Source organism: Trinickia camelliae (genome assembly GCF_053525655.1).
Genome location: NZ_JBCHAA010000007.1, coordinates 162995 through 183466, shown reverse-complemented (window position 1 = coordinate 183466; position 20472 = coordinate 162995). Strand labels below are relative to the sequence as shown.

Genomic DNA, 20472 nt, shown 5'->3' with positions numbered 1-20472 from the left:
TCATGCGCATACTCCTGGTTGAAGACGATGATTTGATTGGCAGCGGCGTCGAAGCGGGTCTTCGGCAAGCCGGCTTCACAGTCGATTGGGCCCGCGACGGCCGCAAGGCCATGCTCGCGCTCGAAACCACCGCCTATGCGCTCGTCGTGCTCGACTTGGGCTTGCCGCTCATGTCCGGCAACGAGCTGCTGCGATGGCTGCGCGACGCCGGCAACGACGTGCCGGTGCTCGTGCTGACCGCGAAAGGCACCGTCGCCGATCGCGTCGACGGACTGGAGGCCGGCGCCGACGACTATATCGGCAAGCCGTTCGATCTCACCGAGCTCATCGCGCGCAGCCGCGCGCTATTGCGCCGCTCGCAAGGGCGCAGCGTCGAACTGATCCGCTATCGCGGCCTGGTGGTCGACCCGGCGGGGCAAACCGTGTTGCGCGACGACGCGCGCGTGCCGCTCACGGCGCGCGAGATCGCGGTGCTCGTTCAATTGCTGACCCATCAAGGCGTGCCTCAATCGAAATCGCGTCTTGAAGAAAGCTTGTATGGCTGGCAAGAGGAAATCGAAAGCAATGCGATCGAGGTGCACGTCTCCAATCTGCGCAAGAAGCTCGGCGCGGATCTGATCACCACGGTGCGCGGTATCGGCTATGTGATGGAGAAGGTTTGATGGCTGCTTCGATACGCCGCCGTCTGGTGTGTCTGATTCTCGCCAGCATCGCGCTCGTATGGACGGTCGCGTTGGTGTCGAGCTATCAGCACGCGGCGCGCGAACTCGAAGAATGGGAAGACGCGCGCCTCGTCGAATACGCGCAATTCCTCGCCGTCTTGAATCCCGCCGATCTCGCCACGTTGGCGAAGACGCACATCGATGCGCGCGACGAATTCGACATCACGCACACCAATGCCAAGGATGACGAAGATGCTCTGCCGCGCGACATCCTGCTGCAAGTGAACGACGCCGACGGCCGCATCGTGGCGAGCAGCCCGGAACTCGCGTCGCTGCAAGGGTGGGACGAAGCGACACCTCCCAACCTCGGCGCGCGCACGATGACGCTCGGCGGCAAGTTGTGGCGCACCTTCACGTTCCGCGACACCGCCAGCGGACGGACGGTGCGCGTGCTCGAGCCCGCCAACACGCGCAGCGATCTCGCGACCGGCGCTGCAAAGCGCATCTCGCGGCCGATCGCGTTCGCGCTGCCGGTCCTTGCGATCCTGGTCTGGCTCAGCATCGGCCACAGTCTTGCGCCGCTGAAGATGCTGTCGAACGCGATCCGCACACGCGATGCCAGCAAGCTCGAACCGGTCGAAATGGGACCGACGCCGGCGGAAGTCCGCCCGCTCGTCGACGCGCTCAATCAATTGCTTTCGCGGCTAGCGTCATCGATCAAGCGCGAGCGCGCGTTCACCTCCGACGCCGCGCACGAACTGAAAACGCCGCTCGCCGCGATCAAGGTTCAGGCGCAGGTCGCGCTCGGCGCGACGGACACGGCTTCGCAACAGTTGGCGATGCAGCGGGTGGTGCAAGGCGTCGATCGCAGCGCGCATCTCGCCGAGCAATTGCTGCTGCTCGCGCGGCTGGACGAGGACGCCACGCTGCCGACCGCGCCTGTCCGGCTGGAGACACTCGCACGCAACGCAATCGCCGCCAAGGCGCCCGGCGCGCGACGCAAGGACATGCACGTCGAGCTGATCGACAGCGAGCCTTGCGAAGTCGTCGCCGACCCGCTCTTGATGGGCATCTTGCTCGACAACCTGATCGACAACGCCATCAAGTACGGCGAAGCAGGCGGCCGTGTCGAAGTGGCGATACGGCGCGAAGCCCAAGCGGTGCGGCTGACGGTGCGCGACAACGGCCCAGGCGTAAGCGCCGAGGATCGCGCGCGCCTCACCGATCGATTCTTCCGCTGCACGGGCACGCAAGCGAGCGGCAGCGGCTTGGGCTTGTCGATCGTGGCGCGCATCGTCGAATACTTCGGCGCGCAATTGACGTTCGACGCGGGAATCGGCGGTGCGGGGCTCAGTGCGGAAATTGCCTTTCCTGCCGCTGCCGTGACGCGGGCTCGTACCACATCGACGGCGGAAGCTTGAGCGTTGCCGATCGGCGATGAGATTTCGAAGCCCTCCAGCGCCTTGCTATGCAAACTGAGCTGATACCGTATCCACAACGACAACATCAACGCTCGGCACTCACGGTGTTGATCGTCTTTCTCAAACTCGGGCTGACCAGCTTCGGCGGTCCCATCGCGCATCTCGGCTACTTCCGGCGGCAGTTCGTCGAGCGGCTCGGCTGGCTCGATGAAGAAGCGTTCACGGATCTGGTCGCGCTGTGTCAGTTGCTTCCCGGCCCGGCGAGCAGCCAAGTGGGGTTCTCCATCGGTCTGTTGCGTGCCGGATGGCTCGGCGGCCTGGCCGCGTGGTGCGGATTCACGCTGCCTTCGGTCGCGCTGCTGCTGGCCTTTGCCGCCATCGCGCCGGACTTGAACGGCACGCTCGGCGCCGGCCTGATTCACGGTCTGAAGCTCGTGGCCGTCGCGGTCGTCGCGCAGGCCGTCTGGGACATGGCAAAGCGTCTTTGCCCGGATCGCACGCGCGCGGCTATCGCACTCCTTGCGCTTGCGTGCGCGAGCCTGTCGAGCAGCGCCTATGGGCAGTTGATCGTCATCGTCCTGGGCGCGGCGCTTGGGTTCGCGCTCTGCCGTCCTGCGAGCGCGACTGCCGAACGCTCGCGCTTCATTGGGGCGGAGGAATTTCCGGTTTCGCACACGGTCGCGTTGCTCGCCTTGGCCGCCTTCTTCGCGCTTCTCTTCGCGCTGCCGGCGATCGCGGCGATTGTCCCGAGTCACGCACTCGCCGTCTTCGATGCGTTTTACCGCTCCGGCGCACTCGTGTTCGGCGGCGGGCATGTCGTCCTGCCGCTGCTTCAACAGCAAACCGTGGCGACAGGCTGGGTCGCGCCAAGCGACTTTCTCACCGGATATGGCGCAGCGCAGGCGGTGCCCGGCCCGCTCTTCACTTTCGCCGCTTTTCTTGGCTGGCGAATGCTCGCTGCGCCCCATTATTGGGCCGGCGCATTGCTCGCGACGGCAGGCATCTTCCTGCCGGGATTGCTGCTGGTGCTCGGCACGCTGCCCTATTGGCAACGGCTTCGCGCCAGTGCGCCGCTGACCGCGGTCCTCAACGGCACGAACGCCGCCGTCGTGGGCTTGCTGGGCGCCGCGCTGTACTCGCCAGTGTGGACGAGCGCAGTCGTGACGAAGATCGATGCCGTCATCGCGGCGATTGGGTTCTGCTTGTTGACGCGTTGGAAGGCGCCGCCGCTGGTTGTCGTCGTCTTTTGCGTAGCGGCAGCCTTGATCGAAGCGATGGGGAAGTGAGCAGTCGTGTCGCGCTAGGCTTTTTCGCTCCGCAAGCAGCGCTCGATACTCGCAACCAGCGCGAGCGGCACTTCATCCATCGGATAGTGGCCGGCGTTCGGCAGGACTTCCAGCGTCGAGTCCGGATACCAAGCGAGGTAGGTCGCGTTCATCAACGCCGCGTTGTAAGTTGGATCGTTCTCGCCGATCAACACGCGCACCGGGTAAGGGGCACCCTTTATCGCGTCGCTGAAGTTGGCGCTGCTCCATGCCTCGAGGTACGCGCCGTACGCGTGCTTTGATGAATGGGTCCACGAATACATCGCCTTCGCCTGCACCCATGCAGCAGGAAGGCGATGCCCCGTGCTTCGATCGATGATGGCCTGACGGCTTTCGATTCTCTCGACCGCCGATTCGAACAACGTGCGCCGGGTATCGTCGAACTCGACGCCGCATGACGGCACCGGCGCCACGGGAATCAACATCCGCACACGCTTGGGCGCCAGCATCGCCACGCGCTCGATCGCCATGCCGCCCATCGAATGGCCGATCAGGCTGAACGTGTCGAAGCCGAGTGCGTCGGCGAGCGCCAACGCGTCGTGCGCGATTTCGTCGATCGAATAGTCGCCGTGGGCCGACTTCATTTGCCCGTAGCCGCGGTAGTCCATGAAGACGTAAGTGAATGTGTCGCGATCGAGCGCGTATTCCATGGGCGCAAACGAGCGCGCATCGCCGAACCAGCCGTGCAGGACGATGACAGGATGCGGGCCTGTCCCCACGCGATGAAACGTATTGATCATCTAGCCTTCCGTAAGAAGAGAGAAACACGCCATGCGCCGCAACGTCACGCCATGGCTGCGCTCATCGTAAAGAGGCCCACGTAGGCCCGCTTTCTGCTCTGGGTCAATTTCTGTAGACTTCGGGCCATGCGCGACACCCTGCTCAATCCCTACGAAGACGTTCCGCGAAGCGTAGTCGTTACCGCAAACGACTACCCCGCATCGTCCATTTTTACCGCCCACACGCACCGCCGGGGACAATTTGCCTATGCGGCCTCCGGCACGATCAGCATGTACACGTCGCAGGGCAATTGGGTCGTTCCGCCGACGCGCGCGTGCTGGATACCGGCAGGCGTCGTGCACGAAATGCGTATCCGCGGTCCGGTGACCATGCTGAACACGTTCGTCGCCTCAGAGGCCGCCGATGAGAAAGCTCTTCCCGATGAGTGCTGCGTGATGGGCGTATCGCCTCTTTTGCACAACCTCATTGCCGAGGCCGTCGATCTTCCCGCGCACTACGACATCGATGGACGGGAAGGCAAGATCATGGGGCTGCTCGTCGAAGAAATCGCGGTGATGCCGAAGCTGTCCCTCACTGCTCCGCTGCCCGCCGATCCCGCGCTCGCAAAACTGTGCCGCGCACTGCTCGATCAGCCCTCCTTGCAAGTCGACATCGACGACATGGCCCACGCGCTCAACATGAGCCGGCGCACGTTTACCCGCTTTTTCAGGGCGCAAACCGGCATTGGCTTTGCCGAATGGCGTCAGCAAGCGTGCCTGCTCGCCGCCATCACGCGGCTTGGCGACGGCGAGAGCATCACCAATGTTGCGTTGGATCTTGGCTACAGCAGCCCAAGTGCATTCACGGCGCTATTTCAGCGTGTGCTCGGCGCACCGCCGAGCCGCTACTTCAAAGACCGGCCAGAATCGCATTGATCGAGCACTTTTCGGACGATAAAAAAACCAGCAGCACATCAATCACTTCGAGCCGAAAGACAAAGTCATCTCTCAAGAAACATTATTCCGGCGTCCGAAGTAACTAACGAAATCTTACATTTATGGCGGATTTTGCTGGCGCGATAGTGCTACGTTTCAAGGTGCTACGTTTCTTGACGCTCCGAGTAAACCGACACATATTGGTCATTGGTTCGGCTCTATTGTCGTCACGCACGGCTCAATAAAGCGTACCAATCGCTTACTTCGGTATAGGACCTGAGAGGCACGGCGATTGCGCAATCTACACATCGCCTAGGCCAGCAAGAACGCCCGCAGCTTTTCAAGGGACAGAATCAGCGATGAGTAGTCCAACCGCCACCAATTCAACTTTTTCCGCGACGTGCCGCAACTGCGGCGGCCGCGTGTCGAGACCCGTCACGTTCTGTCCGCATTGCGGCGCCAATGCGATGCTGGCATTCGCCAATGCGAAGTCATGGGCAAAAACCGAGCGTGCCGATGCGCCGCTCGGCGATTCGATTCGTCCGCCACGTCCCGTCCCGCTTTTCATGCCGGCAGGCGCGGCTGCGCACGGCGGTGGCGGTGGTGGTGGCGGTTCGAGCACGGCGGCGTATGGCAACACGCGTCAATGGGGCCTGAAAACTGGCACGGGAATCACGCTGCTGGCTTTCGTCGTGCTGTTCGGCGGCTCGATATTGCTCAGCCAGCACAGCGATAAAACCGAACAACACGCGCGCGATGTGTTGATGCACACGACAGTGGGCGCCGTGGCACCCGGAGCCGAGGATCACGCTCAAGCAACGCCGCCTGCCGCGAAAAATTTGCCCGCGCCTCAAGCGTTGGCCATGACCTCGCCGGCACCCTCGCAGCAACCGGCGGTGACTCCACGTGCCTCACAACCGGCTCCGGTTGCGCCGAAGCCGAGCGCCCCTGCGCCCGTCGCGGCCGCTCCGGCTCCAGCACCGGCCGCACCGTCCGCGCCGGCACAAGTCGCAACGGCACCGGTCCCGGCTGCGCCCACCGTAACAGCGCCCGCTCCGGCACCGACTGCGGTGGCGCCCGCACCCACCGAGCCATCACCCGCGCCTGCACAAGCGGCAATCGCGCGGACGCAACCGACTTCGGTACCCCATCCGCCGACTGCTCAGGCATACGTCGCTCCAGCGCCGCAACCGCCTTCTTCGATGTGGAAGGCCAATTCCGCGCCAGCGCCTTCGCCACCGATGTACGCGAACACACGCCCAAGAATCCCGTCCCCGCCCGCTCCATCGTCGCGCGAATTGCGTGATTCGCAACGCAGAGCGGCGGTGCCGCATGAACTCGCTGCCGCATGGCAGAGCATGCAGAAGAACGATCTGAAAAGCGCTCAGGGGTCACTGGATCGCGCCCTTGCGGCGGACCCCAACAACAGCGAAGCGTTCATGCTGCGTCAGGACCTGATGTCGCGGGAACAGGCCCGCGACGACGCGCTGATCGCCGCGCGCAGCTGCGCCGCGCAGCATCAATGGCGCTGTGCGTGGCACAACGCGGGCAAAGCGCTCGCGGTCGACAGCAGCAGTGCGGAAGCGAAGGCGATGGTCCAGCGTTCGATCGTCGATTCCGGCGCGATGCAGTTGCCGGCGGGCCCGGGTCCCGACATGCCGGACGGCCCTGTGATGCCTCCCGGCTACCATTGATCATTTGATGCGTTGAGCGTGTGATGCCGCTTACGGGGATGCCGCCTACGGAGGTGCCGCTCACGGATGATCGTAATCAGGGCGGCGGCCTCTCGTGCCGTGCCCTCGATAGATCACGTGACGAAAAAGCAAACTCACGCGCGTGAACACGTTGTCGTCCGCTCTGACGCCGCGTGCAGCAACACGACGGCGATTCGGCTCGATGCCTTTGCTTGCATGCACGGGCTGCACAGCGGCCAGCTTCGGGGCCGCGGAATTTGCGGGTGCCGCCGCGCCGCGGTCGGACTGAACAACGGACGCATTTGACGCGGGCTGCGCACCGGCGGCTGCCGTCGTGGCCGTCGATGAGACCGACGAACGCTGAGGCGCCGAAGCCAATGGCGTTGCAGCGACCGGGCCCGCAGCTTCGCGCGTTGGGCGCGCGTCCACCCTCTCAACAACAAGACCGCGCTGATCCTGCCCGGCCCATACCCCATACGCGACGGCGCTTGCCAGCCCAAGGGACAAGATGCCCGTCGTCGCTCCCCAAACCGCCAGACGCCTGCGCTGCACCTGCGCTTCGCCCTGCCCGTTCACGCACGCGCGCAATTGCAGGTAACGCCGGCGAACGATGATGAAGGACACCACGAGGCACATCAGCGTGTTCGCGGCATTCATCCAGAACATCTGATTCGGCACCCCTCGGCTCATTTCGAGCAGCATGAGCGCGAACGTCCCGTTGCTGAGCACCCAGCTCCCCCAGCTCAGGAGGCTGTAGCTGCGCACATCGGTTTCCCTTGCCAGCAGCTTGCCGATGGTGGGCAAGTAGGTAAGAACACGCGCGCCGTTCCAGAACAGGAACATCGCGCTCAGCGCCTGGACGTAGAGTTCATGAGACATCTCGATTCCTCTTTGCCCCCCTGTGCTTATTCGTTTCTCTTTCGTGGACGCACTCCTCAGGTATAGACGCTAAACCTCATTCCCGCCTAATTCTCGATCCCTACGATGGATTCCCCGATTCGAGCGAAGTCCCGCGCGGTCGGTACATCCAGGTTCGTGCCATGAAAGGAGGGAACATGCGGCAGTATCGAAACGACAGTTCGTATGCAGCGGCTCGCATCATCGAGATTTGCCTTCTCGCGGACGGTTACGTCGGCCGCAGAGAACTCAATACGCTGGAAAAAGATGGAATGTGCGCGTTGCTTGCGCTGCGCCCGAGCGAACTGCTCGTGGTGATGCAGTCGACGCGCGACGATCTCGCGTCGACCGCCTATTCGAACTGGAAGATCGCGTGCCGCATGGAACCGCGCCTGCTTCACGAACTCGCGGCAGAGATACAGGATGCGTCGCTTCGATTGAAGATCGTCGAATTTTGTGAAGCGTGCCTGCGCATCGGCCGGCACACTTCGCATGGTAAAGCAGCCGTGTTGCGTGGATTGAGCGAAGCGTGGCAAGTGCCAGACGAATGTGCTTGGGTCAGACATTGCGACGGGCCGCGTCTCGCGTTCGTCCTTCGCCCCATCACTTGACCCGATCCGCCGACATCCAGCCCTGGCTCACGCCGATCTCGCCGACTTGCTTGGCGACGTTGTCCGCGAGCTTCTTGGAAACGGCCACCAGCGTGGCGTGCTTCACTTCGCCAACGCCGTGCAAGCCGGCGCCCACCGCGGCCGAAGTCCCCACATGGCCCGCCGCCGCGCCGACGCCAGCCGTTTCCGCGATGCCCGGCATCTTGCCGCTATCCGCGCTGGCATCGAAGCTCTGTACGAACATCGGGGCGCCGCCCACCTGCTTGTAGAGCACCTGCACCGATGCAGTGACTTCGCTCTTGCCGGCGCCCAGCCCGATCACGACGCGGCGCCGCCGATTCCCTTCATCGGCCTTCACGACGCTGCCCTGCACGATCAGGACGTTTTGATCGGCGGGCGGCGGCGAGTCGGAGCGAATCACACGCAGCCCCATCGCTTGCAGCTTCTCCACGACTTCGCTCGTCACGGCTTCGCGCACTTCCATGGCCGCCTCGGCCTGTACCGCTTCCGGCGACTCGCCGCTCATTTGCGCCTTGAGTTTCTGCGCAACGCCGTTCGTATCGATCTTCACCTGATCGGGCATCACCCTGAAGGTGTAGACGTAGACGCTATCGGGATGCAGTTGCGGCTGCGCGCTGTATTGCGCCTTGTTGGTGATGCCGGAGGCGCAACCGCCCAGCAGCAACGCACCGAACGTCAGCGCAAACGTGGCGCAGCGCGCCGCCTTTTTTCCTACGAATTCGAATGAAGTAAGCACAATGTTCAGCCTTGTCATCAACAGTGGCGTGCCGCCGTTAGCTCATACGTATCAGCCGAGGACTGGAAATACCGCTCCATTGCTTCAGTCATCGCAGATCTCACCGATGCGTGATGCGCCTGCTCTGATGTGGTTTTAACAAGGCTCCTGCACGCGGAACGAAGTATGCTCGCGCGCCCCGCGCATGACCATTCGTGAATTGTGTCGTGCAATGTCACCGGCTCAACGATGCTTGGCAGCGCTTGCAGCAGGGTCTACAGGCAGCACGGCCCAGACTTCCAGCCCTCCGCCTTCGCGCGCATGAAACTGCAATGCGCCGCCGTGCAGCTTCGCGATCCGCTCGACGATCGCAAGCCCGAGACCCGTCCCGCCGCTGTGCGTACGCGCATTGCGTCCGCGCTGAAATGGCGCCTTCAGCGCCTCGAGTTCCTGCACCGTCAGCCCTTCGCCGCGATCGCCCACCGCGACATAAGCCGTCCCCGCATCGAACCACGTCCGCACTGAAAGGCCGACGCGCCCGTACACGACCGCGTTCTGCATCAGATTCATCAGCAAGCGCATGATGCTGATCGGACGAAACGGAAACTGGGGTACGTCGCCCAGCTTCAATTCGAACTCGTGGCCCAACCCGGCAAAGTCTCCCGCGAGCCGATTCACCAGCGCGTTCACGTCGCCAAGCTGCGGCGCTTCGCGCTCGCTGCTGCCCGCAAAGTCCATGAACTGCTGCACGATCGTGTCGATCTGGTCGAGATAGGATTCGGCCGCGATGGTGAAGCTGTCGTCGCCGTGATCCGTGGGCGCCATCGCCATGGCGAGCCGCAATTTCGTGAGCGGCGTGCGGATGTCGTGCGAAATGCCCGCGAGCATCACGGCGCGTGTCGCTTCGGCTTCCCGCAGCGCGGCCGTCATTTGATTGAACGCGGTGCTGACTTCGGCGATTTCCGTGGGGCCGTCGGTCGGCAACGGTGCAGGCGTGTCGCCCGCGCTCACGTGGCGCGCGGCGCTCGCGAGGTCTTGCAGCGGCCGGTTGAGGTGGCGCTGGAGCAAATAGCCCGTGAACGCGGCCACAGCGGCAAGACCGAGCGAAAGCAGGATCGCCACTTCGAGGCCTTCGCCTTGCGCATCCTCGGGCAGCGGCAGCGCAATCCAATACGACGAGTTCATCGCATGCATGCGTATCCACAAGCGCGTGCCGCCTTCGCTTTGCCAGCGCACGGGCATGTCGCCCGGCAGATGCTGGCGCAGGCTGTCGAGGAACACATCGCGCTGATACGAGTGATAGAGCATCAAGGGATTCGGCGTCGGCGCGGATGCGGCCTCTTCCGGCGGGTTCTTGCGACCATCGAAGCGCGCAATCACCGCATCGCGTTCGTGGTCCGGAACGACATCGAGCAGCGAGTCGAGCAGCGCGACGTAGGTCGCGAACACCGTCGCCGCACGCTCCACGCGCGGCTTTTGCACGTAATGCACGAGCACCACCAGCGAACACACCTGACTCAGCATCACGAGCACGATCAGCAACGCGATATTGCGCGCGAGCACCGATTTCGGCAGCAAGCGGCGTCTCATGATTCGACGTCCGCGATCAGCATGTAGCCCACGCCCCAGACGGTCTTGATGAAACGCGGCTTCGACGGATCGGCTTCCACCATCTGCCGCAGGCGCAGCACCTGCACGTCGATGCTGCGGTCGAGCGCTTCGTGCTCGCGACCGCGAGCGCGCGCCATCAGGTTGTCGCGGCTCACGGGCCGGTTCGGCGACGACGCCAGCGCGACGAGCAATTGCATCTGCGCGGAGTGCATCTCGACCGGCTCGCCCGCGCGCGACAGTTCCTGCTTGCCGACATCGAGACTGAAATCGCCGAAGCGCACCGTTTGCGTCGTCACCGTGGGGTCGCCCGACGCGATCTTCTGGCGGCGCAGCAGCGCCTTGATCCGCGCGACCAGTTCGCGCGGCAGAAACGGTTTCGCGAGGTAATCGTCGGCGCCGGTCTCGAGGCCGACCACTTTGTCGAGCGGATCGCCCTTGGCCGTCAGCATCAGGATCGGCAGCGTCTGCCCTTCGGCGCGCAAGCGGCCGCAGATTTCGAGGCCGTTTTCTTCGCCGATCATCAGATCGAGCACGAGCAGGTCGTACGGCTCGCGCTGCAAATAGCGATCGAGTCGCCGGCTGTCCTCCACGACGCGCACTTCGAAGCCGTGCTGCGTCAGAAAGCGCTGCAGCATGTTGCGCAGCTCGGCTTCGTCGTCGAGCACGATGATCTTTGCGGGGCGGTCCATGACAAGTCCCTCCATGGCTCAATCGTGCGCCGGGTGACGTTTGTCCCAGCGCTCGGCGAGCCGCTGCAGCAACACATAGAACGACGGAATGAACAGCACGGCGATGCAGGTGGAAGCCAGCATACCGGAGAACACGGCGATCCCGAGCGAGCGGCGCGCACTCGCACTGGCGCCCGTTGCGACCACCAGCGGCACGACGCCGAGTATGAACGCAAACGAGGTCATCATGATCGGCCGCAGGCGCAGGCGCGCGGCTTCGATCGCGGCATCGACGATGCTCACCCCGTCTTTGCGCCGCTGCCGCGCGAACTCGACGATCAGGATCGCGTTCTTCGCCGAGAGCGCGATCAGCAGCACGAGGCCGATCTGCGTGTACAAGTTGTTGGCGACGCCAAGCGCGGCGAGCGTCGTCGCGGTGCCCAGCAGCGCGAGCGGCACGGCCAGCACGACGGCGATCGGCAGCAGCCAGCTTTCGTATTGCGCGGCGAGCACGCAGAACACGAGCAGCACGCCGATCGCGAACACCCAGTACGCCGAGTTGCCGACGAGCTTCTCCTGGTACGACATCGCGGTCCAGTCGTAGCCGACGCCCGGCGGCAGCACGCGCTTCGCTTCCTGTTCGAACGCCGTGATCGCCTGGCCGGTGCTGTAGCCGGCCGCCGGATTGCCGTTGACCGTCGCCGACGGCGTGAGGTTGTACAGCGTCGCGACTGCGGGGCCGATGCTCGGATGCGCGTCGATGAAGGTGCCGAGTTCGACCATGCTGCCGCTGTTGTTGCGGATCTTGAGACGGCGGATGTCGTCGGTCTCGCGGCGGTATTGCCCATCGGCCTGCACGAAGACCGGGAACGTATGATTGAACGCCGTGAACTGGTTCACGTAGCTCGACCCGACATAGTCCTGCAGCATCCCGAACACGTCGCCGACTTGCACTTGCAGCGACTCGGCCTTTGCCCGGTCGAGCGTCAGCTCGACAGTGGGCACCGAGGCGCGGTACGGCGTGAACACGCGCTGCAGCTCGGGGCGCTTTTCGACGTTCGCGATCAGCGCATTGGTCGCGTCCTGCAGGCGTTGATAGTCCTGTGAGCCATCGGTGAGGAACACCTGCATCTGCACGCCGCCGCTGTTGCCCAGACCTTGAATGGGTGGCGGCACGATGACGATCGAATTCACGTCGCTCAACTTCGCGAGTTCGCCGTTCATGCGCTCGTACAGCGAACGCAAGTCCTCGCCCTTGCCGCGCACGCTCCAATCTTTGAGCGTCACGTACACGAGCACCGAGTTCGGCAGCGAGGCGTTATTGTCGAGAGCCGAGATGCCGCCGATCGACACCACATGATCGACCCCGGGAATCGGCCCGATACGCTGCTCGATCTCATGGCTCACCTCGCGGGTGCGCGAGAGCGACGCCGCATCGGGCAGTTGCGCGGCGATCAGCATGTAGCCCTGGTCTTCGAGCGGAATAAAGCTGGTCGGCACGCGCGTGAGCAAATACCCGGAGCCGGCCGCGAGCGCGAGCGCCACGACGAGCGCGAGCATGCTGCGATGCACGAGCCACGACACCACGCGCACGTAGAACCGTTCCATCCGCCCATAGCCCGCTTCGAACACGCGATACACCACATTGGGCCTGCCGGGCGGCTTATGCCTCAGCCACTTCGCGCTCTGCACGGGCTTCAAGGTGACGGCGTTGATCGCGCTGATGATCGTGGTCGTCACGACGACGAGCGCGAATTGCCGGTACATCTGCCCCGTCACGCCGCCAAGAAACGCCGACGGCAGGAACACCGCCACGAGCACCAGCGTGATGCCGATAATCGGCCCGAGCAGTTCGTGCATCGCGTCGATCGCCGCTTGCTTCGGCGATTTGCCTCGCTCGATGTGCTGCGTAATGCCTTCGACCACGACGATCGCGTCGTCGACCACGATCCCGATCGCCAGCACGATCGCAAACAGCGTGAGCAGGTTGATCGAAAAGCCCATCACGTAGATCGCGCCGAACGTGCCGAGGATCGTCACGGGAATCGTCGTCGCGGGCACCAGCATCGCGCGCCAGTTCTGCAGAAACAGCAGGATCACGACAAGCACGAGCGCGGCGGCTTCGAAGAGTGTCTTGTAGACGTCGTTCACCGATTGCCGGACGAAAGTCGTCGTATCGAACGGCAACGAATACGTGATCCCCTTTGGCATCTGCGCACCAAGGCGCGCCATCGTGTCCTTCACCGCGTTGCCGACTTCCAGCGCATTCGCCTCCGGCAATTGATAGATCGCGATGCCGGCCGCCGACTTGCCGTCGATGTTGAAGAACTGGCTGTAGCTCGACGAGCCGAGTTCGGTATGACCGACATCGCGGATGCGGATGAAACGCCCGCCGCCGGACGGGTCCGCCTTGATGATGATGTCGTCGAACTCGTGAGGATCGGAGAGGCCGCCTTTCATCGTCAGCGTCAGTTGAAACGCCTGGCCGCCCGCGCCCGGCTCCGAGCCGAGCTGACCCGCGCTCACGTCCTGATTCTGACTCTGGATCGCATTCATCACGTCGGCGGCGGTCAGGTTGCGCTCAGCGAGGCGCTGCGGATCGAGCCACACGCGCATGCTGTATTGCCCCGTGCCGAACACCGTCACGTCGCCAACGCCGGGAATGCGCGCGAGCGCGTCCTTGAGACTGATGACCGCGTAATTGCCGAGAAACAGCGAATCGTATTTCGGGTCGTTCGATTGCAGCGTGTAGAGCTGGAGGATCGCAGTCGACTTCTTCTTCACGGTTACGCCCTGCTGCTGCACCGCTTGCGGCAGTTGCGCGGTGGCGGCCGACACGCGGTTCTGCACGAGCACCTGCGCTTTGTCGACATCGGTGCCGACGGCGAACGTGATCGTGAGCGTATAGGTGCCGTCGTTGGTGCTCGTCGACAGCATGTAGAGCGCGTTCTCGACACCGTTCACCTGCGTTTCGATCGGCAGCGCGACGCGGTCGATCAGCGTCGCCGCGCTCGCGCCCGGATAGCGCGCGACCACTTGCACGGTAGGCGGCGTGATCGGCGGGTACTGCGAAATCGGCAGGTTGATCATCGCGACCGCGCCGAGCAGCATCACGATCACGGCGATGACGTTAGCCAGCACCGGGCGTTCGACAAAGAAGCGAATCATGACTGCCCCTGCGCGTCCACCGCTTGCACCTTGGCGCCGGGTGCGACGGCGAGCGCGCCGCTCGTCACCACGCGATCGCCGGGCTCGAGGCCGGAGGTGACGGCGCGGAGCTTGTCGTAGAGTCCAGCCGTCACGATCGCGCGCTTTTCGAGTTCGTCCGCGGCATTCACGACGTATACCGAAGCGCCGGTTTGATCGCGCAGCAACGCGGCATCGGGCACGAGCAGCACGTTTTGCGGCGGGCCTGCGGGAATGTGGATTTCGACGGACATGCCGGGGATCAAATGCGAATCGAGATTGGCGACGTCCGCGCGCAACGAGATCGTGCCGCTTCCTGAATCGATGCGCGTATCGACGAATTCGAGCGCCGCGTCGTCGCCTTTCGCCGCCGGTGCGCCCAATACGTTGACGCGCACCGTGCGCGGCGGCTTCGTAAAAAGACCGATCCGGTTCGCGTCGCGTTCGTTCAGCGTGAAGTTCACGTAGACGGGTTGAATGCGATCGAGCGTCGCGAGCTTGGTCGTGTCCGCCGACGCGCCGACCACGTTGCCGACATCGAACGCGCGCGCGCCGATGCGGCCTGCAAACGGCGCGCGAATCTCGGTATAGCCGAGATTGATGCGCGACATATCGCGTTTGGCGCGGGCTTGGTCGCGTGTCGCCTCTGCGTTTTGCAGCGACGATACGGAGGTCGCCTGGTCGGTTGACAGCTGCTTTTCGCGCGTGAGGTTTTGCTCCGCGTTGTCGAGCACGGACTGGTCGTAAGCCAATTGCGCACGATACGAGTCGGGCTCGATGCGGAAGAGCAACTGACCTTGCTTCACGTTGGAGCCATCGGTAAAGCCGATTTCCTTGAGCGCGCCCTGCACGCGCGCCACGAGCGTGACGGTCGCGGATGGCGCGACGGTGCCCGCCAGATCGATCTGCGGATGCACTTCGCGTGCGATGGGGTGGATGACGGTGACACGAGCCAGGGCCGCTGCAGTCGGCTTCTCGGCTGCCGCCGCGGTGCTTGCCGAGTCGCGGCCGCTGCACGCGCTCAGCGCGGCCAGCAACGGCAACGCGAACGCGATGGCCGTCAACGCCGTCCGCGAGCGCGCCCCGACGAATTTATTTTCCGGTTTCACGCGGGTCTCCACTGGTACGCGCAAGCGACGAGCCTTCGGGCGGCGCGATGAGCCGTCCCCAATCGGTGCGTTGCGCCATTTCCTTTGCTATGCGCTCGCTCACGACCGGCTGGTCCTTGGCGACTTCCCATCCGCCGCCGAGCGCGATATAGAGCTGCACGACCGCGAGCGAGGCCTGCCCTTGGTACTGCGCGAGCGAATCGTCGTCTTTCAGCAGCGAGCGGGCCGAATCGAGCACGGTGTCGTAGGTCACCTTGCCCGCGCGGTACTGCGCGTTCGCCAGACGCAGCGCGCGCTGGGACGCATCGGCCGCGCGCGCGGTGGCGTCGAGTGCATCGAGCGTCGTGCGCAGGTTGACGATCGCGTCCTCCACGTCCTTTTGCGCCTGCAGCACGGTGTTCTGGTAATTGAGTACCGCACCCTGGAACGAAGCGTCTTGAATGCGCACGGCGTTCTTCAGTTGTCCGCGATTGAAAATCGGCATCGAAACGCTCGCCGAGAAGAGCCCGATCGTCTTGGTCCCCCACGACGTCAAGCCGAGCCCGTGCTGCTCGCCCCCGGACGCCGCCAAGAGTCCGGTCAACGACAGCGACGGATACAGCTTCGCCTTGTTGACGCCGATCAGCGCCGATTGCGACGCCGCATTGAGCGCGGCCTCACGGACATCGGGACGGCGGCGCAGCAGATCGGCGGGAATGCCGGCATCGATCTGAGTCGGCGCGACGGGAATGCCGCTCGAATCTTTGAGCATTGCTTCGATCGCTTCGGGCGTATCGGCGAGCAGCAAGGCGAGCGTGTCGCGATCCTGCGCACGGCCTTTGATCAGTGGCGGAATCTGCGCTTGCGTTTCGGCGACGAGCGTCGCGGCCTGCTCGACATCGAGCTGGCTCGCCGAGCCGTACTTGAAGCGCGCCTTGGTCAAATCGAGGCTTTTTTGCTGCGAATCCAGGTTCTGTTGCGCGACGACGATGCGCCGCTCGAGCGCTCGCAGGTCGATATAGGCATTGGCCACGTTGCCGAACAGAGAGACGAGCGCGTTGTCATACGCGGCTTCGGAACTGCGCAGCGCGGCCGTGTCCGACTCGATCTGCCGGCGATACTTGCCCCAGAAGTCGATTTCCCAACTTACGTTGGACTTGGCATGTTGAGCCCACAAGTGCGCTGGCGGAATCGGGCCGACGCCGCTGCTGTTGATGTGGTTCGCGCCCACCGACACGCCGCCCTGCTGCGGCAGCAGGTTTTCGTCGCTGATCGACAGTTGCGCGCGCGCCTTGAGAACGTTAAGCCCTGCGGATTGAATCGAGATGTTGCGCTCATACGCGCGCTGTTCGAGCGCGGTTAGAACCGGATCGTTGAACGCTTTCCACCAGGCTGCTTCGGCGGCGGGCGTGGCTTGCGCCGATGGCGGCAAGCTCTCGAACCATTGATCCTCGAGTGTGACGTCAGGCTGCTTGAAGTCGGGGCCGACCGTCACGCAGCCGGCGAGCGCCGTGCACAGCGCACAAGCGAGCCACAACCGACGTGACGTGACAGGTTTCATTGCGTTGATTCGCTAAGGCCAAGTCGATACACGGATCCAGGCGGCCGACAGCCGCTCCACACGCAATGTCCCGCACGCGGCGAGGCACGGCGCGCGACACGCCTACGATCCCTCCGATGTTTGCGCGATTCAGTTCGCTACCCCGCGTTGTTGGACGAATGCGGCGATCTGCGGCAGCGTCACGTAGCCGAGCTTCTGCGTATCGATCTCGTCGAAGTGCTTGGCGACCATCGGCATGCCGGACGCCGCCTGTTCGCGCGTGAGCTTGCCGTCGTGGGTCGTGTTCGCGTTCGCGAAGCGGGTCTGCAGCTGCTGAGCCATGCGCTCCATCTTCTGCGGGCTCATGTTGCCCATGCCGGGTTGCGGCGCGGTTTGAGCGAAAGCGCAGGTCGAAGCAAGGCACAGCGCTTGGATGGCGATCATCTTGTGGATGGCGTTCATGGGGTTCTCCGTGGGTTGGGTGTCGAGCGTCGCTGGCGGTGTGCTGCGATGCGTTCGACGACAGGGCGAATTCTTGGCCACGGAGGCTTGGAAGGCAATTTGGGAATTATGTCGCGGGATGTCGCCGCAAAATTAATCCATATAAATCAAATGCTTAAGTTTATTTTGTACGTTTTTTGACTGCCGTACGTTTTTTTCGTACACTCATATAAAATCGTACACAGGCCTCTCCATGCCGCTCTCGTTCTCGGAAACGCAGCTTCTCGACGAAGCATGCGACGCATTCCAGCGTGCCACTCGCCACTACAAGGCGAAGCCCGCTCGCGCGCGCGCCGGGCAACCGGGCCGTGCAATCCGCATCGAAGCAGACGGCAAGACCCTCGAGATGCAGGCGCTGGTGTACGACACGGTTTCTGCCTTACTTCGTGCGCAAATCAACACGGCGGCCGAGTCGATTCGCGCGCGTCTTAGCCGCGGCGGCGGCGAAGTCGATGGACCCCGTCGGCCGCACCTATTCGTCGCTCCTTACATCGGGTCGAAACTCGCCGACATGCTCATCGAGCAAAACGAGCCGTTCCTTGATGCAGCCGGCAACGTCTTCATCAATGAGCCCGGGTTCACGATCATGATCACCGGCCGCCCGGAGCCATCGGTCAATCTGACCAAGCCAAGCGCGCGAGCCACGACCCGCAAGGGCATGCAGGTGACATTCGCCCTCGCGAGCCAGCCCGCACTGGTGGCGCAGGCTTATCGCACCATCGCCGACGTTTCCGGCGTGGCATTGAATACCGTCAATCAAGTCGTCGACGACCTGATCGCACGCGGACTGGTCGCGACCAAACGCAATGGCGAGCGGATACTGCCCGACTGGTCGAAACTCGTGCAGGAGTGGGTCAATCTCTATCCGTCCCGGCTACGCGTCAAACTCGGCGCACGGCGCTATTCCAGCGCCTCGCCCGATTGGTGGCGCTCGTTCGACTTCGCCGAATTCGACGCGCGGCTCGGCGGGGAAGCCGCCGCCGACCTCCTGACGCACGATCTGAAGGCGGCAAACGTCACGCTCTACGCTCAGGCTGGGATAACGAGTGATTTCATGCTTAAGGGACGTTTAAGGCCGGATGCAAATGGCGATGTCGAGATCCTCGATGCCTTCTGGCCGGCCGAGTCCGCGACGGCGTGGCCGAGTCAAGATCCGCCGCTGGTTCACCCGCTCCTCACCTACGCCGACCTGCTCGCTTCGGGCGACAGCCGCAATCTCTCCGCAGCACAGCAAATCTATGACAAGCATCTCGCCCCGCTCCAGCCTTAAAGTCGGCAACGATCGCCTTGTCGATTCAGACACGATCGCACTGTTGAGACACGTCAGCCATGCCGTGCGCAGCTTGAATAGCGAGTTTGTCGTAGCAGGCGCGACCGCGCGCGATATCGTCTTGTGGCACGTCCACGGCATTCGCGCAGAGCGTGCCACGCGAGACGTCGACGTCGCGGTGTGTGCGGTCAGTTGGGAAGCTCATGGAGATCTCGTCGACGCGCTAGAGGCAACGGGGCGCTTCACGACGGTAGGAAAGTCGCAGCAGTCGCTGATCTTCAACGGCGCGAACATCGGCAAGTCCGTGCCCCTCGATCTGGTTCCGTTTGGCCCGCTCGAAGCGCCCGACGGTTCCATCGCATGGCCGCCGAAAGGCGACTTTGTGATGAACGTGCTCGGATTCCGGGAGGCCGTCGATACGTCTATCGATATCGACATTGGGGAGAATTTCTCCGTGCCGGTCACCTCGCTGCCGGCGCTCGCGCTGCTGAAACTCCTTGCATGGCGCGACCGCCGCACGAGCAAGAACACCGACGCGTCCGACCTGCTCTTAATTCTTCGCAATTACTTCAAGGCCGGAAACGAAGCGCGCATCTGGGAGATGGGAGTCGATCTGCTCGAAGCACATGACTTTGACGTCGATCTCGCCTCGACGGCCTTGCTCGGACGTCAGGCGAGGCAGATTGCACTTCCCGCCACCCTCGACGCCGTCATTGCGATTCTTGCCGACGAGAGCACCTACGACACGCTCAGGAGCGACATGCTGAAACGCGCCGCCGTGCAAAGACTCGACGATTTCGCGGATGGCTCCGATATGATTCTCGCCGCGTTTCGCGATGGCTTTATGTCGTCCCCGCTCGTCACCGCAACATAAACGACATCGCCGCGACTCAGCGCTTGCGCTTCTTACTTTTGCTTTTCGATTTCCCCACGGACACATCCGCGATCGGTCGCGCCATATCCAGCACGCGCGGCGTATCCGGCTCGCCGTCCATGTACGGCGTCTCTGCCAGCCGGCCAACCTTGTTCAAGCTGCGGATCATGACCTTGCCGGTATCGGGATACGTACAGACCTCGTGAGGATCGTTCAAGCCCACGGCGAAAAAGAACAAATCCTCGTCGAACGGATTAGCGAGTTGGTGAGCGACGCCCATACCGGCCGGGCACGAGATGCAGTCCCCCGCGCGAATTTCCTGGAGCGCATTGCCGTAACGCAGCACCCCGCGTCCTGACAGCACGAAAAACACCTCATCCTCGCGCGCATGCGCATGAAACGGACAGGCGGTGCGGCCCGGCGGCAAACGTGTCAGGTTGGCGCCGAGGCGGCCAGGGATCGAGTCGAGCGTCGGCGTCAGCGGCTTCCAGGCGCTGCCCCAGTGCTCGCCGTTCAAGCGCTCGATTTCCCTGACGTTGTCGACGTTCACGACATAGGGCAGCGCAGTCTGAATTTTGGACGAGCCATTCGTCGCGGATCGGCTTTTCTTTGCGGATTTTTCTTTCTTTGTGCTTTTTTCTGTCTTGGTGGATTTGTCTTTCTTTGCGGGTTGCTTTTTCATACCCTCGTCTCGTTGCGGATGCCAGGACCGGCAAATATAACCGCAATGATT

Annotated in this window: 19 protein-coding genes; 8 read left to right on the top strand and 11 right to left on the bottom strand. The window is 63.3% G+C overall.

Features of this window, described 5'->3' with window-relative positions:
* Nucleotides 1–2 precede the first annotated feature (2 nt).
* The 3 genes from AAHK20_RS14215 to chrA are packed head-to-tail and all read left to right on the top strand — an operon-like array spanning nt 3 to nt 3369.
* Nucleotides 3–662: a response regulator gene (locus AAHK20_RS14215; protein ID WP_449182099.1), complete on the top strand. Its 660-nt coding sequence runs from the start codon at nt 3–5 to the stop codon at nt 660–662.
* Entirely contained in the window at nt 659–2083 is a 1425-nt protein-coding gene (locus AAHK20_RS14210) for an ATP-binding protein (protein ID WP_449182098.1), read from the top strand. The genes AAHK20_RS14215 and AAHK20_RS14210 overlap by 4 nt, the downstream gene beginning before the upstream one ends.
* Before the next feature lie 47 nt (nt 2084–2130).
* Complete coding sequence (gene chrA / locus AAHK20_RS14205) at nt 2131–3369, top strand: chromate efflux transporter (RefSeq protein WP_449182097.1); 1239 nt, start codon at nt 2131–2133, stop codon at nt 3367–3369.
* A 14-nt stretch (nt 3370–3383) separates the two neighbouring features.
* Here the strand turns inward: chrA and AAHK20_RS14200 are convergent, their stop codons facing one another.
* On the bottom strand, nt 3384–4148 hold the full coding sequence (locus tag AAHK20_RS14200) for an alpha/beta fold hydrolase (protein WP_449182096.1): 765 nt from the start codon (nt 4146–4148) through the stop codon (nt 3384–3386).
* 126 nt (nt 4149–4274) lie between these two features.
* Between AAHK20_RS14200 and AAHK20_RS14195 the strand changes: the two genes are divergently transcribed.
* Nucleotides 4275–5063 carry an AraC family transcriptional regulator gene (locus tag AAHK20_RS14195; RefSeq protein WP_449182095.1) on the top strand — a complete coding sequence of 263 codons (789 nt, stop codon included), beginning with the start codon at nt 4275–4277 and terminating at the stop codon, nt 5061–5063.
* A 491-nt stretch (nt 5064–5554) separates the two neighbouring features.
* On the opposite strand, the gene AAHK20_RS14190 is transcribed toward AAHK20_RS14195, so the two are convergent.
* Nucleotides 5555–5878 (bottom strand): hypothetical protein, encoded by a 324-nt coding sequence (locus tag AAHK20_RS14190; RefSeq protein WP_449182094.1) that lies wholly within the window; start codon nt 5876–5878, stop codon nt 5555–5557.
* Between the two features lie 510 nt (nt 5879–6388).
* Between AAHK20_RS14190 and AAHK20_RS14185 the strand changes: the two genes are divergently transcribed.
* On the top strand, nt 6389–6757 hold the full coding sequence (locus AAHK20_RS14185; RefSeq protein WP_449182093.1) for a tetratricopeptide repeat protein: 369 nt from the start codon (nt 6389–6391) through the stop codon (nt 6755–6757).
* Nucleotides 6758–6817: 60 nt separating this feature from the next.
* Here the strand turns inward: AAHK20_RS14185 and AAHK20_RS14180 are convergent, their stop codons facing one another.
* A complete protein-coding gene (locus AAHK20_RS14180; RefSeq protein ID WP_449182092.1) occupies nt 6818–7636 on the bottom strand; it encodes a hypothetical protein in 819 nt (272 codons plus the stop codon).
* A gap of 176 nt (nt 7637–7812) precedes the next feature.
* On the opposite strand from AAHK20_RS14180, the gene AAHK20_RS14175 reads away from it, so the two are divergent.
* The gene (locus AAHK20_RS14175) at nt 7813–8265 is read left to right on the top strand and encodes a TerB family tellurite resistance protein (RefSeq protein WP_449182091.1); all 453 of its coding nucleotides are present in this window, start codon (nt 7813–7815) and stop codon (nt 8263–8265) included.
* On the opposite strand, the gene AAHK20_RS14170 is transcribed toward AAHK20_RS14175, so the two are convergent.
* The 7 genes from AAHK20_RS14170 to AAHK20_RS14140 form a co-directional block, all read right to left on the bottom strand.
* Nucleotides 8258–9022: a DUF4410 domain-containing protein gene (locus AAHK20_RS14170; RefSeq protein ID WP_449182231.1), complete on the bottom strand. Its 765-nt coding sequence runs from the start codon at nt 9020–9022 to the stop codon at nt 8258–8260. The two genes, AAHK20_RS14175 and AAHK20_RS14170, sit on opposite strands and share 8 nt — an antisense overlap.
* 222 nt (nt 9023–9244) lie before the next feature.
* Nucleotides 9245–10591, bottom strand: coding sequence for an ATP-binding protein (locus tag AAHK20_RS14165; RefSeq protein WP_449182090.1), 1347 nt, complete (start codon nt 10589–10591; stop codon nt 9245–9247).
* Nucleotides 10588–11301 carry a response regulator gene (locus AAHK20_RS14160; RefSeq protein WP_449182089.1) on the bottom strand — a complete coding sequence of 238 codons (714 nt, stop codon included), beginning with the start codon at nt 11299–11301 and terminating at the stop codon, nt 10588–10590. Before AAHK20_RS14160 ends, AAHK20_RS14165 begins: the two co-directional genes overlap by 4 nt.
* Nucleotides 11302–11319: 18 nt before the next feature.
* Nucleotides 11320–14448, bottom strand: coding sequence for an efflux RND transporter permease subunit (locus AAHK20_RS14155; RefSeq protein ID WP_449182088.1), 3129 nt, complete (start codon nt 14446–14448; stop codon nt 11320–11322).
* Complete coding sequence (locus AAHK20_RS14150) at nt 14445–15575, bottom strand: efflux RND transporter periplasmic adaptor subunit (RefSeq protein ID WP_449182086.1); 1131 nt, start codon at nt 15573–15575, stop codon at nt 14445–14447. The genes AAHK20_RS14155 and AAHK20_RS14150 overlap by 4 nt, the downstream gene beginning before the upstream one ends.
* Nucleotides 15559–17115, bottom strand: coding sequence for an efflux transporter outer membrane subunit (locus AAHK20_RS14145; protein WP_449182085.1), 1557 nt, complete (start codon nt 17113–17115; stop codon nt 15559–15561). The genes AAHK20_RS14150 and AAHK20_RS14145 overlap by 17 nt, the downstream gene beginning before the upstream one ends.
* 129 nt (nt 17116–17244) lie before the next feature.
* The gene (locus AAHK20_RS14140) at nt 17245–17547 is read right to left on the bottom strand and encodes an EF-hand domain-containing protein (RefSeq protein ID WP_137337589.1); all 303 of its coding nucleotides are present in this window, start codon (nt 17545–17547) and stop codon (nt 17245–17247) included.
* A gap of 394 nt (nt 17548–17941) precedes the next feature.
* Between AAHK20_RS14140 and AAHK20_RS14135 the strand changes: the two genes are divergently transcribed.
* On the top strand, nt 17942–18865 hold the full coding sequence (locus tag AAHK20_RS14135) for a type IV toxin-antitoxin system AbiEi family antitoxin (protein ID WP_449182084.1): 924 nt from the start codon (nt 17942–17944) through the stop codon (nt 18863–18865).
* Entirely contained in the window at nt 18834–19739 is a 906-nt protein-coding gene (locus AAHK20_RS14130) for a nucleotidyl transferase AbiEii/AbiGii toxin family protein (protein ID WP_449182082.1), read from the top strand. Before AAHK20_RS14135 ends, AAHK20_RS14130 begins: the two co-directional genes overlap by 32 nt.
* Before the next feature lie 16 nt (nt 19740–19755).
* Here AAHK20_RS14130 and AAHK20_RS14125 read toward each other — a convergent pair whose 3' ends face one another.
* Nucleotides 19756–20421 carry a cupin domain-containing protein gene (locus tag AAHK20_RS14125; RefSeq protein ID WP_449182081.1) on the bottom strand — a complete coding sequence of 222 codons (666 nt, stop codon included), beginning with the start codon at nt 20419–20421 and terminating at the stop codon, nt 19756–19758.
* Between the last annotated feature and the right edge of the window lie 51 nt (nt 20422–20472).

What these genes read in the sequence shown, in the direction of transcription:
- AAHK20_RS14215 (WP_449182099.1), top strand. Translation starts at nt 3, where the DNA reads ATGCGCATACTCCTGGTTGAAGACGATGATTTGATTGGCAGCGGCGTC.
- chrA (WP_449182097.1), top strand. Translation starts at nt 2,131, where the DNA reads ATGCAAACTGAGCTGATACCGTATCCACAACGACAACATCAACGCTCG.
- AAHK20_RS14200 (WP_449182096.1), bottom strand. Translation starts at nt 4,148, where the DNA reads ATGATCAATACGTTTCATCGCGTGGGGACAGGCCCGCATCCTGTCATC.
- AAHK20_RS14195 (WP_449182095.1), top strand. Translation starts at nt 4,275, where the DNA reads ATGCGCGACACCCTGCTCAATCCCTACGAAGACGTTCCGCGAAGCGTA.
- AAHK20_RS14180 (WP_449182092.1), bottom strand. Translation starts at nt 7,636, where the DNA reads ATGTCTCATGAACTCTACGTCCAGGCGCTGAGCGCGATGTTCCTGTTC.
- AAHK20_RS14175 (WP_449182091.1), top strand. Translation starts at nt 7,813, where the DNA reads ATGCGGCAGTATCGAAACGACAGTTCGTATGCAGCGGCTCGCATCATC.
- AAHK20_RS14165 (WP_449182090.1), bottom strand. Translation starts at nt 10,591, where the DNA reads ATGAGACGCCGCTTGCTGCCGAAATCGGTGCTCGCGCGCAATATCGCG.
- AAHK20_RS14160 (WP_449182089.1), bottom strand. Translation starts at nt 11,301, where the DNA reads ATGGACCGCCCCGCAAAGATCATCGTGCTCGACGACGAAGCCGAGCTG.
- AAHK20_RS14155 (WP_449182088.1), bottom strand. Translation starts at nt 14,448, where the DNA reads ATGATTCGCTTCTTTGTCGAACGCCCGGTGCTGGCTAACGTCATCGCC.
- AAHK20_RS14145 (WP_449182085.1), bottom strand. Translation starts at nt 17,115, where the DNA reads ATGAAACCTGTCACGTCACGTCGGTTGTGGCTCGCTTGTGCGCTGTGC.
- AAHK20_RS14135 (WP_449182084.1), top strand. Translation starts at nt 17,942, where the DNA reads ATGCAGGCGCTGGTGTACGACACGGTTTCTGCCTTACTTCGTGCGCAA.
- AAHK20_RS14130 (WP_449182082.1), top strand. Translation starts at nt 18,834, where the DNA reads ATGACAAGCATCTCGCCCCGCTCCAGCCTTAAAGTCGGCAACGATCGC.
- AAHK20_RS14125 (WP_449182081.1), bottom strand. Translation starts at nt 20,421, where the DNA reads ATGAAAAAGCAACCCGCAAAGAAAGACAAATCCACCAAGACAGAAAAA.